The sequence below is a fragment of the Kitasatospora sp. NPDC092039 genome (genome assembly GCF_044756065.1).
Classification (GTDB): domain Bacteria; phylum Actinomycetota; class Actinomycetes; order Streptomycetales; family Streptomycetaceae; genus Kitasatospora.
The window spans coordinates 248,584-265,187 of sequence record NZ_JBIVSD010000008.1 but is presented as its reverse complement, the minus strand read 5'-3'; the positions used below and the strand labels follow the sequence as shown (position 1 = coordinate 265,187).

General features: G+C 73.0%; 10 protein-coding genes. 7 read left to right on the top strand and 3 right to left on the bottom strand.

The genetic code is table 11. The annotated features are described in order from the left end of the window. The first annotated feature begins 342 nt into the window (after positions 1-342). The 7 genes from ACIQI7_RS18505 to pyk all read left to right on the top strand — a co-directional run bounded on the left by ACIQI7_RS18505 (position 343) and on the right by pyk (position 13,326). On the top strand, positions 343-2,298 hold the full coding sequence (locus ACIQI7_RS18505) for an alpha-1,4-glucan--maltose-1-phosphate maltosyltransferase (protein WP_401111070.1): 1,956 nt from the start codon (positions 343-345) through the stop codon (positions 2,296-2,298). Further along, on the top strand, positions 2,295-4,019 hold the full coding sequence (treS, locus tag ACIQI7_RS18500; RefSeq protein WP_387750418.1) for a maltose alpha-D-glucosyltransferase: 1,725 nt from the start codon (positions 2,295-2,297) through the stop codon (positions 4,017-4,019). Before ACIQI7_RS18505 ends, treS begins: the two co-directional genes overlap by 4 nt. A 246-nt stretch (positions 4,020-4,265) precedes the next feature. Next, entirely contained in the window at positions 4,266-5,753 is a 1,488-nt protein-coding gene (locus ACIQI7_RS18495) for a maltokinase N-terminal cap-like domain-containing protein (protein ID WP_387750416.1), read from the top strand. 57 nt (positions 5,754-5,810) lie between these two features. Then, positions 5,811-8,252 carry a 1,4-alpha-glucan branching enzyme gene (gene glgB, locus ACIQI7_RS18490; protein ID WP_401110918.1) on the top strand — a complete coding sequence of 814 codons (2,442 nt, stop codon included), beginning with the start codon at positions 5,811-5,813 and terminating at the stop codon, positions 8,250-8,252. Between the two features lie 190 nt (positions 8,253-8,442). Then, the gene (pta, locus tag ACIQI7_RS18485; RefSeq protein ID WP_401110916.1) at positions 8,443-10,584 is read left to right on the top strand and encodes a phosphate acetyltransferase; all 2,142 of its coding nucleotides are present in this window, start codon (positions 8,443-8,445) and stop codon (positions 10,582-10,584) included. Further along, complete coding sequence (locus ACIQI7_RS18480; protein ID WP_401110913.1) at positions 10,581-11,804, top strand: acetate kinase; 1,224 nt, start codon at positions 10,581-10,583, stop codon at positions 11,802-11,804. Before pta ends, ACIQI7_RS18480 begins: the two co-directional genes overlap by 4 nt. A gap of 94 nt (positions 11,805-11,898) precedes the next feature. Next, entirely contained in the window at positions 11,899-13,326 is a 1,428-nt protein-coding gene (gene pyk, locus ACIQI7_RS18475; RefSeq protein ID WP_387750405.1) for a pyruvate kinase, read from the top strand. 81 nt (positions 13,327-13,407) lie between these two features. On the opposite strand, the gene ACIQI7_RS18470 is transcribed toward pyk, so the two are convergent. The 3 genes from ACIQI7_RS18470 to ACIQI7_RS18460 all read right to left on the bottom strand — a co-directional run bounded on the left by ACIQI7_RS18470 (position 13,408) and on the right by ACIQI7_RS18460 (position 16,313). After that, positions 13,408-14,868: a hypothetical protein gene (locus tag ACIQI7_RS18470; protein ID WP_401110910.1), complete on the bottom strand. Its 1,461-nt coding sequence runs from the start codon at positions 14,866-14,868 to the stop codon at positions 13,408-13,410. Further along, entirely contained in the window at positions 14,865-15,518 is a 654-nt protein-coding gene (locus ACIQI7_RS18465) for a DUF6114 domain-containing protein (RefSeq protein ID WP_401110907.1), read from the bottom strand. The genes ACIQI7_RS18470 and ACIQI7_RS18465 overlap by 4 nt, the downstream gene beginning before the upstream one ends. A 123-nt stretch (positions 15,519-15,641) precedes the next feature. Beyond that, positions 15,642-16,313 carry a DUF6230 family protein gene (locus ACIQI7_RS18460; RefSeq protein ID WP_401110906.1) on the bottom strand — a complete coding sequence of 224 codons (672 nt, stop codon included), beginning with the start codon at positions 16,311-16,313 and terminating at the stop codon, positions 15,642-15,644. Positions 16,314-16,604 lie beyond the last annotated feature (291 nt).

The following is a 16,604-nucleotide window of genomic DNA, read 5'->3' as shown; positions in this document are numbered from 1 at the left end:
CGGATGGATTCTGACACTCGGACAGATCCGGCGATGCCGGCGCCGAGGGCGTCCGGGGCGGTCGGTGGCGGATCCTCCGAATCCCAGCCCTCCGCGGCGGCCCGGCACCCCGGGGCCGAGGAGGACCTGGCGGCGGCACCCCGCAGGCGCACCACCACGCGTCGCGCCACCGCCACCGCCACCGCCCCGAAGGCCGGCGCCTCCAAGGCCGGCGCCGCGAAGGCCGCCACGCCGGAGGGCGCCGCCGAGGCCGCCGCCACGGGGGCGCCGGCCACCCGGGCGCCCGCCCGGAAGTCCACCGCTCGCAAGCCCTCCGCCCGCAAGACGACAGAGAGCGACACCGTGATCGGCCGCATCCCCGTCCTGGACGTCAGTCCCCTCGTCGACGCCGGCCGCCGCCCGGCCAAGGCCGTCGTCGGCGAGACCTTCCTGGTCACCGCGACCGTCTTCCGCGAGGGCCACGACGCCGTCAACGCCAACGTGGTGCTGCGCGACCCGCGCGGCCGCAGCGGCCCGTGGACGCCGATGCGCGAGCTGGCCGAGGGCACCGACCGCTGGGGCGCGTACGTCACCCCGACCGCGCCCGGCCGCTGGTCGTACCTGGTGGAGGCGTGGAGCGACCCGGTCGCCACCTGGCGCCGGACCGCCTCGGTGAAGCTGCCCGCCGGGATCGACACCGCGCTGGTCCTGGAGGAGGGCGCCCGGCTGCTGGAGCAGGCCGCGGCCGGGGTGCCCAAGAAGGAGGGCCGCGCCGACGTGCTGGCCGCCGCCGACGCGCTGCGCGACCCGACCATGCCGCCGCTGTCCCGGCTGGCCGCCGCGCTCGCCCCCGAGGTGCTCGACGTGCTGGCCCGCCACCCGCTGCGCGAGCTGCTCAGCGCCTCCCGCCCGCTACCGCTCCAGGTGGACCGCGAGCGCGCGCTGTTCGGCTCCTGGTACGAGTTCTTCCCCCGTTCGGAGGGCGCCGTGGTGGACCCGGCGGGCGTCGAGCCGCCGCGCTCCGGCACCCTGCGCACCGCCGCCGAGCGGCTGCCGGCGGTCGCCGCGATGGGCTTCGACGTGGTCTACCTGCCGCCGGTCCACCCGATCGGCCGAGCCTTCCGCAAGGGCCCGGACAACACCCTGACGGCCGGTCCGCACGACGTCGGCTCGCCCTGGGCGATCGGCTCCCCCGAGGGCGGCCACGACGCCGTCCACCCGGACCTCGGCACCATCGAGGACTTCGACCACTTCGTCGCCGAGGCGCGGGCGCTGCACCTGGAGGTCGCGCTGGACTTCGCCCTCCAGTGCTCCCCCGACCACCCGTGGGTGAACAAGCATCCGGAATGGTTCAGCCACCGCGCGGACGGCACCATCGCGTACGCCGAGAATCCGCCGAAGAAGTACCAGGACATCTATCCGATCAACTTCGACCAGGACATGGACGGAATCGTCAAGGAGACCATCCGGATCCTCCGGTTCTGGATGTCCCGCGGGGTCCGGATCTTCCGGGTCGACAACCCCCACACCAAGCCGGTGGTGTTCTGGGAGAAGGTGCTCGCCGACGTCGCCCGGACGGACCCGGACGTGGTGTTCCTGGCGGAGGCCTTCACCCGCCCGGCGATGATGCACACCCTGGCGAAGATCGGATTCCACCAGTCGTACACGTACTTCACCTGGCGCACCACCAAACCGGAACTCACCGAGTACCTCACCGAACTCAGCGGTGACGCGGCCGCGTACATGCGGCCCAACTTCTTCACCAACACCCCGGACATCCTGCACGAGTACCTCCAGCACGGCGGCCGGGCCGCCTTCGCGGTCCGCGCGGTGCTCGCCGCCACCCTCTCCCCCAGCTACGGCGTCTACGCCGGCTACGAGCTGTACGAGAACGAGCCGGCCCACCCGGGCTCCGAGGAGTACCTGCACTCGGAGAAGTTCGAACTGCGCCCGCGCGACTGGAACCGCACCGACACCCTGGCCCCGCTGCTGACCGTGCTGAACCGGCTGCGCCGCCGCCACCCCGCCCTCCAGCAGCTGCGCGACCTGCGCTTCCACCCCACCGACAACGACCAGGTGCTCGCCTACTCCAAGACCGCGACCACCCCCGAGGGGCTCACCGACCAGGTCATCACCGTGGTGAACCTCGACCCGCACCACGTCCAGGAGGCCACCGTCATGCTCGACGGCGACGGCCCCTACGCGGTGCACGACGAGCTCACCGGCGCCGTCTACACCTGGGGCCGGCGCAACTACGTCCGGCTCGATCCCTCAGCCGAGCCGGCTCACCTCCTCACGGTTCGGAGGAACCCAGCGTGACAGTGAACGAGCCCGTCCCCGACACCTTCCCCGAGACCTCGAAGAAGAAGCTCGACCCCGAGTGGTTCAAGCGTGCGGTCTTCTACGAGGTGCTGGTGCGGTCCTTCCAGGACAGCAACGGCGACGGGGTCGGGGACCTCAAGGGGCTCACGGCCAGGCTCGACTACCTCCAGTGGCTCGGGATCGACTGCCTCTGGCTCCCCCCGTTCTTCGCCTCGCCGCTGCGCGACGGCGGCTACGACGTGTCCGACTACACGTCGGTGCTGCCGGAGTTCGGCGACCTCGCCGACTTCATGGAGTTCGTCGACGCCGCGCACGCCCGCGGCATGCGCATCATCATCGACTTCGTCATGAACCACACCAGCGACCAGCACCCGTGGTTCCAGGCCTCCCGGACCGACCCGGACGGGCCGTACGGCGACTTCTACATGTGGGCCGACGACGACAAGCAGTACCCGGACGCCCGGATCATCTTCGTCGACACCGAGACGTCCAACTGGACCTACGACCCGGTCCGCAAGCAGTACTTCTGGCACCGCTTCTTCTCCCACCAGCCGGACCTCAACTACGACAACCCCCGGGTCCAGGACGAGATGATCGCCGGGCTGCGGTTCTGGCTCGACCTCGGCATCGACGGCTTCCGGCTGGACGCGGTGCCGTACCTGTTCGCCCGCGAGGGCACCAACTGCGAGAACCTGCCGGAGACCCACGAGTTCCTCCAGCGGGTCCGCAAGGAGATCGACGCCAACTACCCGGACACCGTGCTGCTCGCCGAGGCCAACCAGTGGCCCGAGGACGTCGTCGACTACTTCGGCGACTTCACCTCGGGCGGCGACGAGTGCCACATGGCGTTCCACTTCCCGGTGATGCCGCGGATCTTCATGGCGGTGCGCCGGGAGTCCCGGTACCCGGTATCGGAGATCCTCGCCAAGACCCCGCGGATCCCCGGCGGCTGCCAGTGGGGCATCTTCCTGCGCAACCACGACGAGCTGACCCTGGAGATGGTCACCGACGAGGAGCGCGACTACATGTACGCGGAGTACGCCAAGGACCCCCGGATGCGTGCCAACGTGGGCATCCGCCGCCGGCTCGCCCCGCTGCTGGAGAACGACCGCAACCAGATCGAGCTGTTCACCGCCCTGCTGCTCTCGCTGCCCGGCTCGCCGGTCCTCTACTACGGGGACGAGATCGGCATGGGCGACAACATCTGGCTCGGCGACCGGGACGGCGTGCGCACCCCGATGCAGTGGACCCCGGACCGCAACGCGGGTTTCTCCTCCGCCGACCCGGGCAGGCTCAGTCTGCCGCCCATCATGGACCCGGTGTACGGCTATCAGGTGACCAACGTCGAGGCGCAGCAGAGCAGTTCGAGTTCGCTGCTGCACTGGACGCGTCGCATGATCGAGATCCGCAAGCTCAATCCGGCGTTCGGCCTCGGGAGCTACGCCGAGCTGCCCTCCAGCAACCCCGCCGTGCTGGCCTTCGTGCGCGAGTACGAGGGGGACCTGGTCATGTGCGTGAACAACTTCTCGCGGTTCGCGCAGCCGACCGAGCTGGACCTGCGGCAGTACGGCGGCCGGTACCCGGTCGAGCTGATCGGCGGGGTGCGCTTCCCGTCGATCGGCGAGTGGCCCTACCTGCTCACCCTGGCCGGGCACGGCTTCTACTGGTTCCAGCTCCGGCAGCCCCCGCGCCTGAGCGGGACCAGGCGATCGAAGTAACGATCCGCCGCACGCCGCACACCAGCGTGAACAGCACCACCAGACCCTCCGGGGGCGCGAGTTGAACCCCGCGCCCCCGGAGTTCTCTGCACACCGCGTACGGAGAACAGCCCAACGGCCACCCACACGAAGGCGTGACACCCGAGCCGTGCTCGCGTGCCGCGACCGCCGCGCCGCCGCAATCCGGAAGACTGACGGACCCGGCCACGACCCGGGCAGCCCGCGCGCTTCCGGGGAAAGGGAGTCATGTCCGAAATCTCCCGTTCTCAAGCCCACCTCCAGGACGACTCCGCCGCCGGTTCCGCCGCCGCGGGCACCCGGGGCACCGGGGCCCGGAGAACCGCCGTGGGCGTCAGCGAACTCGTCCAGGCGGCCCTGCCGCTGATCTCCGCATGGCTGCCCACCCAGCGCTGGTACGCCGGCAAGGGGCGGCCGATCACCGGCCTCACCCCGGTGGTCGGCACCCCCCTGCAGGTCGGCGACCCGGCCCTGCTGCACCTGCTGCTGCGGGTCGAGCACGCCACCACGGCCGGCGCCCCGCACGGCGACATCTACCAGCTGCTGCTCGGCATCCGCTCGGGCGGGCTCGGGGACATCGGGCCCGGCGCCGTGCTCGGCCGGCTCAGCCAGGGCCCCTACGACGGCGCGACCCTCTACGACGCGGTGCACGACCCCGAGCTCACCGGGCGGCTGCTGGAGCACCTGGCCACCGGCGACCGCTTCGGCGCGCTGTCCTTCCGCCGCACCCCCGGCTCCGGACTGCCCGCCGACCTCCCCGGGCGGGCCTCCACCGCCGAGCAGTCCAACAGCTCGGTCATCTACGGCACCTCGTACATCCTCAAGCTGTTCCGCCGCATCCACCCGGGCACCAACCCGGACCTGGAACTCTCGCTCGCGCTCTCCCGGGCCGGCTCCACCCGCATCCCCCGGGTCGCCGCCTGGTTCGAGAGCCGCATGGAGCGCGCCGAGCCCGCCACCCTCGGACTGCTGCAGCGCTACCTGCCGGATGCCGAGGACGGCTGGGAGCTGGCCCTCGACCAGGTCGGCCGGCTCAAGGGCGACCGCTCCCCCGGCAACTTCGCCATCGAGGCGCACCGGCTCGGCCGGGCCACCGCCGAGGTGCACCGGGTGCTGGCCCGCTCGATGCCGGTCGCCCGGCTCGACCGCACCCAGACCGGACGGCTGGCCGGCGCGATGGCCGACCGGCTGGACAGCGCCGTCGCCGCCGTCCCCGGGCTGCTGCGCTTCCGGGCCGCGCTGCGCACCGCCTTCCAGCAGCTCGCCGACGCCCACCCGGACGGCCTGCCGGTCCAGCGCATCCACGGCGACCTCCACCTCGGCCAGGCGATGCGCACCCCGCACGGCTGGGTGCTGCTGGACTTCGAGGGCGAGCCGGCCAAGTCGGTCAACGAGCGCCGCGAGCCCCAGCCGGCCCTGCGCGACGTCGCCGCGATGCTGCGCTCCTTCGACTACGCGGCCGCCCACCTGCTGGCCGGCGGCCCGGTCGACCCGGAACTGGCCCACCTGGCCGCCGCCTGGGCCCAGCGCAACCGCACCGCCTACTGCGCCGGCTACACCGCCGGCGGCGGCGCCGACCCGGCCGCCTCACCGGAGCTGATGCGTGCCCTGGAGATCGACAAGGCGGTGTACGAGGTGGTCTACGAGGCCCGGCACCGGCCGAGCTGGCTGCCGATCCCACTGGCCGCGATCAACCGGCTGGCCCTGTCCGTCTGACCCCCGCTTCCCGTCCCGTCCGCAGGCCCCGACCACCCCGTCCCAGGAGGACCCGCCGTGACGCCGATCGACCCGACCGGCCGCCCCACCCGCCCCGTGCCGGCCACCTTCCTGGCCGGACCGCTCCCCGCCGGAGGGCGGGCGGCCGAAGGACGCGCCGGCCGCGAGCGCGCGGCCCGCCGGGCGACCGCGGAGGAGGGAGGCACCGGCACCGGCACCGGCACCGGACCGGAGCCCCCGACCGCCCGACCGCCCGCGGCCGGGGGGCCCGCGGGGAGCGGGCGACCCGCCCCCGCCGGGGCGCTGCGGCTGCCCGAGGCGCCGCTGCCGCCGGCCGAGGTCGACCGGCTGGTGGGCGGGCAGCACCACGACCCGCACGCCCTGCTCGGCGCGCACCCGGTGCACGGCGGCACCGCGATCCGGGTGCTGCGCCCGTTCGCCGAGCGGGTGGTCGTCGAGACCGCCCACGGCCCGGCCGAACTCACCCACCAGCAGGGTGGGTTGTTCACCGGCCTGGTGGCCGGCGGCGAGCCGCCGGAGTACACCCTGCTGGTGACGTACCCCGGTGGCGAACCGCTGCGCCAGCACGACGGCTACCGCGCCGCGCCCACCCTCGGCGAGCTCGACCTGCACCTGATCTCCGAGGGCCGGCACGAGCAGTTGTGGCGGGCGCTCGGCTCGCACCCGCGCACCGTCGACGGGGTGCCCGGCACCGCCTTCGCGGTCTGGGCGCCGAACGCCGTCGGGGTGCGGCTGATCGGCGACTTCAACCACTGGGACGGCACCGGGCACCCGATGCGCTCGCTCGGCTCGTCCGGGATCTGGGAGCTGTTCGTCCCCGGCCTCGCCGAGGGCGCCTGCTACAAGTACGAGGTGCACACCCGGCAGGGCTGGGTGCTGGACAAGGCCGACCCGCTCGCCCGGGCCGCGCAGTGCCCGCCCGGAACCGCCTCGGTGGTCACCTCCTCCGACTACGCGTGGCAGGACGGCGAGTGGATGGCCCGCCGGGCCCGCGCCGCGCACCACCGGGCGCCGATGTCGGTGTACGAGCTGCACCTGCCGTCCTGGCGCCCCGAGCTCACCACCTACCGCGCCATCGCCGAGGAACTGCCGGGCTACCTCAAGGAGTTGAACTTCACCCACGTGGAGTTCATGCCGGTGATGGAGCACCCCTTCGGCGGCTCCTGGGGCTACCAGGTGTCCGGCTACTACGCCCCCACCGCCCGGCTCGGCGGCCCCGACGACTTCCGGTACCTGGTGGACACCCTGCACCGGCACGGCATCGGCGTGATCGTCGACTGGGTGCCCGCGCACTTCCCCAAGGACGACTTCGCGCTCGCCCGCTTCGACGGCGAGCCGCTGTACGAGCCGGCCGACCCGCTGCGCGCCGAGCACCCGGACTGGGGGACGCTGGAGTTCGACTACGGCCGCAAGGAGGTGCGCAACTTCCTGGTCGCCAACGCGGTGTACTGGTGCGAGGAGTTCCACGTCGACGGCCTGCGGGTGGACGCCGTCGCCTCGATGCTCTACCTCGACTACTCCCGCGAGGGCGGCGCCTGGACACCCAACCGGTTCGGCGGCCGGGAGAACCTGGACGCGGCCGCCTTCCTCCAGGAGATGAACGCCACCGTCTACCGGCGCTGCCCGGGCGTGGTGACCGTCGCCGAGGAGTCCACCGCCTGGGACGGGGTCACCCGCCCCACCGACGCCGGCGGCCTCGGCTTCGGGCTGAAGTGGAACATGGGCTGGATGCACGACTCGCTGGTCTACATGTCCAAGGAGCCGGTGCACCGCAAGTACCACCACAACGAGATCACCTTCTCGATGGTGTACGCCTACTCGGAGAACTACGTCCTGCCGATCTCGCACGACGAGGTGGTGCACGGCAAGCAGGCGCTGGTCTCCAAGATGCCCGGCGACTGGTGGCAGCAGCGCGCCAACCACCGCGCCTACCTGGGCTTCATGTGGTCCCACCCGGGCAAGCAGCTGCTGTTCATGGGGCAGGAGTTCGCCCAGGGCGCGGAGTGGGACCACGAGCAGGGCCCGCAGTGGTGGGTGCTCGACGAGCAGTGGCCGGCCCACGAGGACCACCTCGGGGTGCGCCGACTGGTCCGCGACCTCAACCGGCGCTACCTCGACACCCCGGCGCTGTGGGAGCTGGACACCGTCCCGGACGGCTTCCGCTGGCTCGACGGCGGCGCCGCCGAGGACAACCTGCTCTCCTTCGTCCGGTACGCGGCCGACGGCTCGCCGCTGGTCGCGGTCTGCAACTTCTCGCCGGTCGTCCGGCACGGCCACCGGGTCGGCCTGCCCCGGCTGGCGGGCCGCGAGCAGCTGTGGGAGGAGGTGCTGAACACCGACGCCGAGGAGTACGGCGGCAGCGGCACCGGCAACTCCCACCCGGTCAAGGCCGAGCCGGTGGAGTGGGACGGCCAGCCCCGCTCCGCCGAACTGGTCCTCCCCCCGCTCGCCACGGTCTGGCTCCGCCCGGTGCGCTGAGGGCCCGCCCGCCCGGGGCCGCTCGGCCACGCGCCGGGCGGCCCCGGGTGCCCGCCCCGCCGGACGCGCACCCGGGCGGGACCTCCGCCCCTTGCCCGAGCTCCGCCCCTCTGCTCGCGGCCGGTCGTTCGGGGTGCGAAGGTATGGTCGATATGACCACTTTCCGAGACGACGGGACGGAGACACCCACGTGGCGCGCAGCGTGTACGTGACCGGCATCGACCGGGGGGACGGCCGACAGGCGGTCGAACTCGGGGTCATGGAACTGCTCACCCGCCAGGTGGACCGGGTCGGGGTTTTCCGTCCGCTGGTGCACGCGGCCTCGCCCGGCGAGTCGGGGTCGGACCACGTCGTCGAGCTGCTGCGCGCGCGGTACCGGCTCGACCTCCCGGGCACCGAGCTGTACGGCCTCACCTACGAGGACGCCGCCGCGCTGCAGGCCGCCCACGGGCAGGACGAGCTGGTCTCCGTCCTGGTCGACCGCTTCCACGCGCTGGAGCGGCGCTGCCAGGCGGTGCTGGTGCTCGGCACCGACTTCGCCGACACCGGCATCCCGGACGAACTGGCCTTCAACGCCCGGCTGGCCAACGAGTTCGGCGCCGCCGTGCTGCCGGTGGTCGGCGGGCACGGAGCGGACGCCGAGACGGTGACCGCCGAGGTCCGCAACGCCCACCGGGCGTACACCGACCTCGGCTGCGAGACGCTGGCGATGATCGCCAACCGGGTCGCCCCGGGCGCCAAGCAGCGGATCCAGCGCACCCTCGGCGAGAAGCTGCCGATCCCCGCCTACGTCATCCCGGAGGAGCCGGCGCTGGCCGCGCCCACCGTCGCACAGCTGGTCGAGGCGACCGGCGCCGAGGTGCTGCTCGGGGACGCCGCCGGCCTCGCCCGGGACGTGCGCGGCTACGTCTTCGGCGGCGCCATGCTGCCCACCTTCCTGGACGCGCTGACCGAGGGCGCCCTGGTGGTCACCCCCGGGGACCGCGCCGACCTGGTGATCGGCTCGCTGGCCGCGCACGCCGCCGGCGCCCCGCCGATCGCCGGCGTGCTGCTGACGCTCGGCCAGCACCCCGGCCCCAACGTGATGGCGCTGGCCGCCCGGCTCGCCCCCGGCACCCCGGTCGCGGTCGTCCCCGAGGGCAGCTGGCCGACCGCCGCCCATCTGACCCACCTGGAGGGCAAGCTCACCTCGGCCAGCCCCCGGAAGGCCGAGATCGCCCTCGGCCTGTTCGAACTGCACGTCGACACCGTCGAGTTGACCGACCGCATCGAGGTCGGCCGGTCCGAGCGGGTCACCCCGATGATGTTCGAGCACGAGCTGCTGGAGCGCGCCCGGGCCGCCCGCCGGCACGTCGTGCTGCCGGAGGGCACCGAGGAGCGGGTGCTGCGCGCCGCCGAGATCCTGCTGCGCCGCAACATCTGCGACCTCACCCTGCTCGGCGACGTGGACGCCGTCCGCCGCAAGGCCGCGAGCCTGAGCATCGACCTCCCGGCCGAGGCCCCGGCCGCCGACCGCGCCCGGGTGCGGATCGTCGACCCGGCCACCAGCCCGCTGCGCCGCCAGTTCGCCGAGCTGTACGCGAGGCTGCGCGCCCACAAGGGGATGACCGTCGAGCTGGCCCTGGACGTGGTCACCGACGTCTCGTACTTCGGCACCCTGATGGTCCAGGAGGGCATCGCGGACGGCATGGTCTCCGGCGCGGTGCACTCCACCGCCGCCACCATCCGGCCCGCCTTCGAGGTGATCAAGACCTCGCCGGGCGCCTCGATCGTCTCCTCGGTCTTCTTCATGTGCCTGGCCGACAAGGTGCTGGTGTACGGCGACTGCGCGGTCAACCCCGACCCGGACGCCCAGCAGCTGGCCGACATCGCCATCCAGGCGGCCGCCACCGCCGCCCAGTTCGGGGTGGAGCCGAGGGTCGCGATGCTGTCGTACTCGACCGGCACCTCCGGCTCCGGCGCGGACGTCGACAAGGTCCGCAAGGCCACCGAGCTGGTCCGCGAGCTGCGGCCGGACATCCTGGTGGAGGGCCCGATCCAGTACGACGCGGCGGTGGACGCCCACGTCGCGGCCACCAAGCTGCCGGGCTCCGCGGTGGCCGGACGGGCCACCGTGCTGGTCTTCCCGGACCTCAACACCGGCAACAACACGTACAAGGCCGTCCAGCGCTCGGCCGGCGCGGTCGCGGTCGGCCCGGTGCTGCAGGGGCTGCGCAAGCCCGTCAACGACCTCTCCCGCGGGGCGCTGGTGCAGGACATCGTCAACACCGTCGCGATCACCGCCATCCAGGCCCAGAACCACGAGTCGGACAGCAAGGAGCCCGGCGCATGACTGAAGGTACCCGCGTTCTCGTCCTGAACGCCGGCTCCTCGTCGGTGAAGTACCGGCTGATCGACATGCTGGACGGGGCCGCGCTGGCCTCCGGGCTGGTGGAGCGGATCGGCGAGGCCGGCGGGCGGCTGGTGCACACCCCGCGCACCGGCGGGCCGCGCGAGGCCGTCCAGGTCTTCCCGGACCACGCCGCCGCGCTCAAGGCCGTCGCCGAGGAGCTGTCCGCCGACGGCCTCGGGCTGGACTCCCCCGAGCTGGCCGCGATCGGCCACCGGGTGGTGCACGGCGGCCTGCGGTTCACCGAGCCGACGGTGATCACCGACGAGGTGCTCAAGGAGATCCGCCGGCTGATCCCGGTCGCACCCCTGCACAACCCGGCCAACATCACCGGCATCGAGGTGGCCCGCGCGCTGCGCCCCGACCTCCCGCAGGTGGCCGTCTTCGACACCGCCTTCCACGCCTCGATGCCCGAGTACGCGGCCCGGTACGCGATCGACCGGGCCGTCGCCGACCAGCACCGGGTGCGCCGATACGGCTTCCACGGCACCTCGCACCAGTACGTCTCGCGGGCCACCGCCCGGCTGCTCGGCAAGGACCCGGCCGAGGTCAACGTGATCGTGCTGCACCTGGGCAACGGCGCCTCCGCCTCGGCGGTCGCCGGCGGCCGCTGCGTGGACACCTCGATGGGCCTGACCCCGCTGGAGGGCCTGGTCATGGGCACCCGCTCGGGCGACATCGACGCCGGCGTGGTGTTCCACCTGCACCGGGTCGGCGGGCTGTCCGTGGACGAGATCGACGACCTGCTCAACCGCCGCAGCGGCCTGCGCGGGCTGTGCGGCGAGAACGACATGCGCGAGATCATGCGCCGGGCCGACGAGGGTGACGCGGACGCGAAGCTGGCGTTCGACTCGTACGTCCACCGGCTGCGCAAGTACATCGGCGGCTACTACGCGGTGCTGGGCCGGGTGGACGCGATCGCGTTCACCGCGGGCGTCGGGGAGAACGCGGCCCCGGTGCGCGCGGCGGCCACCGCGGGACTGGAGGAACTGGGCATCGCCGTCGACCCGGAGCTGAACTCGGTGCGGTCCGGCGAGGCCCGGATCGTCTCCCCCGAGTACGCCCGGGTGGCGGTCGCCGTGGTGCCCACCGACGAGGAGCTGGAGATCGCCCGACAGGCCTTCGCGCTGGTGCACCGGGAACGCCGGGAGTCCGAGGACTGACACGAAACCGTCTCACTCCTCGGAACCATTCGTCGGCGATTCCTCCCGGTGCGTGCCGAATGCACCTATAACACGAACGGATAGACTGATCCATATGCGCCGAGCGAAAATTGTCTGCACCCTGGGTCCGGCGACGGACTCCTACGAACAGCTGAAGGCCATCGTCGAGGCGGGCATGAACGTCGCCCGACTGAACATGAGCCACGGCAACCACGCGGACCACGAGGAGCGGTACCGCAAGGTCCGCCAGGTCTCGGAGGACACCGGCAAGGCCATCGGCGTCCTTGCCGACCTCCAGGGTCCGAAGATCCGTCTGGCGACCTTCGCCAACGGCCCGGTGACCGTCGACAACGGCGACGAGTTCACCATCACCACCGAGGACGTCCCCGGTGACCAGCACATCTGCGGCACCACCTACAAGGGCCTGCCCGGCGACGTGAAGCCCGGCGACCCGATCCTGATCAACGACGGCGTCATCGCCCTGGAGGTCGTCAGCGTCGACGGCCCGCGGGTGAGGACCGTGGTGGTCGAGGGCGGCGTGCTCTCGAACAACAAGGGCATCAACCTGCCCGGCGCGGCCGTGAACGTGCCCGCACTGTCCGAGAAGGACAAGGACGACCTGCGCTTCGCGCTGCGCCTGGGCGTCGACATGATCGCCCTGTCCTTCGTCCGCAACGCGGACGACATCAAGGACGTCCACGAGGTCATGGACGAGGTCGGCATCCGGGTGCCGGTCATCGCCAAGATCGAGAAGCCGCAGGCCGTCGAGGCCATGGAGGAGATCGTCCTCGCCTTCGACGCCATCATGGTCGCCCGCGGCGACCTGGCCGTCGAGTACCCGCTGGAGCGGGTGCCGCTGGTCCAGAAGCAGCTGATCACCCTGGCCCGCCGCAACGCCAAGCCGGTCATCGTCGCCACCCAGATGATGGAGTCGATGATCCACGCCTCGCGCCCGACCCGCGCCGAGGTCTCCGACGTCGCCAACGCCATCCTGGACGGTGCCGACGCGGTGATGCTCTCCGCCGAGTCCAGCGTCGGCAAGTACCCGGTCGAGACCGTCCGCACCATGAGCCGGATCTGCGAGAAGGCCGAGGAGGAGCTGGTCTCCCAGGGCCTGCAGCCGCTCAACCCGGGCCGCAAGCCGCGCACCCAGGGCGGCTCGGTCGCCCGCGCCGCGTGCGAGCTGGGCGACTTCCTGGACGGCAAGGCGCTGGTCGCCTTCACCAAGTCCGGTGACACCGCCCGCCGGCTGTCCCGCTACCGCTCGCCGATCCCGGTGATCGCCTTCACCCCGGACTCCGCCACCCGCAACCAGCTCTCGCTGAGCTGGGGCGTCGAGGCGTACGTGACCGAGCAGGTGGCCACCACCGACGCGATGGTCGCGCAGGTCGACCGGGAGCTGCTGCGGATGCGCCGGCTCGACGAGGGCGACACCGTCATCGTCACCGCCGGTGTCCCGGTCGGCATCCCCGGCACCACCAACATGGTGCAGGTGCACCACCTGGGCACCCGGGGCGAGTGAGCACCCGTCAGGCCCGAACGCCCGTGGGGCGGTCCTCCTCCGGGAGGGCCGCCCCACGGGCGTTTCGGCGTCGGCCCCCGCTCACTTGTCGCTGTAGGGGGCGTCGTCGTTGAACAGGTGCATCCCCGGGATGTGCAGGGTGCCGCCGAACTGGCCGGCCTGCTTGGCGGTGACGCCGGTCAGCTCCAGGTCCAGCGGGATCGGGATGGCGCCGATCAGGTCGTACAGCCAGCGCGGCAGGGTGTCCGGGGTGAGGGTGATCTCGCCCAGGTCGATCGGGATCGGCAGGCCGAGCACCTTGGAGAGGTGGCCGGACAGCCGCTCCACGTACATGGTGACCGGGCCCTGGCGCATGGTCGAGGTGGAGCCCGGGGCGCCCTGGACGTGGAAGGTGACGCCGTTGCCCTCCAGGGTCGACATGTCGAGGTTGTCGATGTCCACGCTGTCGACCACGAACTTCAGCACGCGCTTGGTCCTGGTCGGGGTCTTCACGTCGTAGACGCCGTGGAAGGCCGCGCCGTGCAGGGCGAGCCGACTGGTCTTCAGGGTCCAGTTCTGCTCCGGGACGACGTGCCCGGCGGCGGCCGCCCCGGCGGTCAGGCCGCGGGCGTCCACATCGCAGTTGGGGTTCTCGGTGGGCGTGGCGGACGCAGTGCCGGAGGCGCCCGCGGAGGGCGTCGCCGACGGCGTCGGCCCGGCGTCCGCGGAGGGCGCCGGCCTGGTGCTCGCCCTGCCGCTCGGCGTCGCGGTGGGCGAGGGCCGGCCGGCGGCCGGCTGGGCCGCGGGCGGCGCGGCCTGCTGGGCGGCAGCCGGGGCCTGCGGCTGGGCGGGCTGGTCCGCGGTGCCCGTACGCGGGGCGGGGGCGGGCGGGGCGGCCGGGGTGGTGGGCGCCGCCGGGGTGGTGGGCGCCGCCGGGGTGGTGGCCGGGGCGGGGCTGCTCGGCGAACCGTCCGGGTTGAACAGCCGGGTGATGCCGCCGACCAGGTCGTCGATCAGCCCGGCCTGGGACACCGTACCGGTCCCGGTGGCGGTGCCCTGGTGGACCGCGCCCGACACGGCCGCGTCGCCGGTGGCGGCGGAACGGGCGGCGGACTGCTCGGCGGACGGGGTGGCCGCCCCGGCGGCCGGCGGCTTGACCGGCGAGGTGGGCTGCTGCGCGGGCGCGCTGGGCGGCGTCTGGGCGGGCACCGAGCCCGGGTCGGTGGACGGGCCGGCCGGGGGCGCGGCGGTCGGGGCCGTACCCGGCGCGGTGGACGGGCCCGGCGGCGGCTCGGGCAGCTCGCTCTTGGGCACCGGCGTCTCGATCGGCGCGACGTCCGGCACGACGGCCGGCGCGGTGCCGCAGGGCTTGCCCGCCGCGGACTCGGCGACCGCCGGGTTGGGCGTGTAGGCGGCGGCCATCAGCAGCGCGGTCGGCACCGCCGCCATCGCCAGCGCCCGGCCTCTCAGCCGGACCCGGACGGACGTGCGCGGGGCCGCGTGCCGGCCGGAGCGCGGCGCGGGGACGGTCGTGCCGTCGGCTTGCTCGGCCGGCCCGGTCACCGTGCCTCCTCCTGCTCCACGGCTCCGCCCTGCTTCGGGACGGCGGCCTCGTCGGCCGGGCCGGCGGCGTTCTCGACAGCGGTCTCGGCGGCCTGCGGCGTGCCCTGGACGGGCAGTTCGGCGGTCGGCGCCTCGACGGCCGGCGCGGTGGCGACGCTCTGCGCCACGGCGTTCCCGGCCGCGGCGCCGTCGGCACCCTTGGCCCGGCGGCGTCGGCCCTTGGCCGCCGACCCGGCGGTGGGCTCCGGCAGCGGCGCCCAGGAGACCATCAGCCCGCCGCCGATCAGGCCCGGAAGCAGCGCCAGGCCGAAGCCCGCGAGGTTGGAGACCGGGATCGACACCAGCGTCAGCAGGATGGTCGCGATGCCGGCGAAGACCCGTACCGCGGGCTGGAACCAGGCGGTCAGCCCGAGGATGACCATCAGGATCCCGATGATCAGCGACCCCGCGCCGGCCGTGGTGGACATCGCGATGGTCAGGCCGCCGAACGACAGGTGGGCGTAGGGGAAGTAGAGGATCGGAACGCCGGCGATCATGGCCAGCAGTCCGCCCCAGAAGGGCCTGGTGCGGCGGAATTCACGGAAGTGCCGCCAGAGCCACCCGACGGGGTTCTGCTGGCGGGGCCGCGTCTCGACCGTTGCGCTGGACATGGTGCAGCTCCTCGACGTCGCTACGAGGGAAGAACAATGGGGGTGGGCCGGGGGCGGTCTGTCACCGCCCCCGGCCCCGGGCCGTCACTCGGGCACGCCGTCCGGCGCGCCGTCAGGCGAGGCTCAGAAGCACTCGTTGCCCTTGCCGTCGCCGCTCTTGAGGGAGAGGTTCAGGCCGTTCAGCTTGAACGTTCCGGCAGAGGTGGCCCGGGCGGTCTGCTGGACGCCGGTCAGGTCGGCCTCCTTGGCGGCCTGGGCGAAGCCGGTGGCACCGGTCGGCAGGCCCTTGTTCCCGGTCGCCTTCTGGACGGCCGCGTGGGGCGACCAGCCCTGGGTCGCCGAGCCGGCGAGGGTGGAGGCGTCCTGGCCGATGTTGATGTTGGTGAAGGTCGCGTCCGCCTTCAGCTGCTCCAGGTCGATCAGCAGGTTGTCGGCCTGGACCGGCTTGCCCGCCTCGGTACCGGCGTTCAGCTGGAGGGTGATCTTCCCGAGGCCGAAGCCGGACAGGTCGGTCACCACCGACTGGCACAGGTTCTCGATGTCGGCGTGGTCGAAGGCCGAGACGGCGACCGGGTGCGGCGTGCCGTTGGCCTCCATGTCGACGGTGCCGAACTGGGCGAAGTTGGTGCCGTGCAGGTGAGAGGTGCTCACCTTGAACTGCTGGCCGGAGATGCTGAACGAGGCGGCGAGCGCGCTGTTGGCGATCGAGACGCCCACCATCGCGGTGGCCGCGACGCTCGGCACCATCACCAGGGCGAAGCGCTTCCAGCGGGTCTTGCCGTAGGTCTGGGACATGCGAGTCCTCCTTCTAGGACGTACATCTCCGGCTCCCCGGCGGTGCGTCCCGCACCGGTGGGGGCCTGGGATGGGAGAGAGCTACGTCCTCGGTAGCGGAGAGCGCCTTGGGCGTCGTCGGACGCGGGAACGGCCTGCGTGCAGCGGGCCTCCCGTCCAAGCACCGGCCGTCCTTGCGGGGCGGCGGGCAGGACCGACGACATCGGCGATCACCCCCGAGCGACAACCAGCGACCGCGCAGGGCCGCGCGGCCGGTCGAAGGACAGGAACCGCCGTGGGACCGCGGATACC

Excerpts from the sequence above, each read along its gene's own strand:
- ACIQI7_RS18495 (WP_387750416.1), top strand. The coding sequence starts at position 4,266 with ATGTCCGAAATCTCCCGTTCTCAAGCCCACCTCCAGGACGACTCCGCC.
- ACIQI7_RS18480 (WP_401110913.1), top strand. The coding sequence starts at position 10,581 with ATGACTGAAGGTACCCGCGTTCTCGTCCTGAACGCCGGCTCCTCGTCG.
- pyk (WP_387750405.1), top strand. The coding sequence starts at position 11,899 with ATGCGCCGAGCGAAAATTGTCTGCACCCTGGGTCCGGCGACGGACTCC.
- ACIQI7_RS18465 (WP_401110907.1), bottom strand. The coding sequence starts at position 15,518 with ATGTCCAGCGCAACGGTCGAGACGCGGCCCCGCCAGCAGAACCCCGTC.
- ACIQI7_RS18460 (WP_401110906.1), bottom strand. The coding sequence starts at position 16,313 with ATGTCCCAGACCTACGGCAAGACCCGCTGGAAGCGCTTCGCCCTGGTG.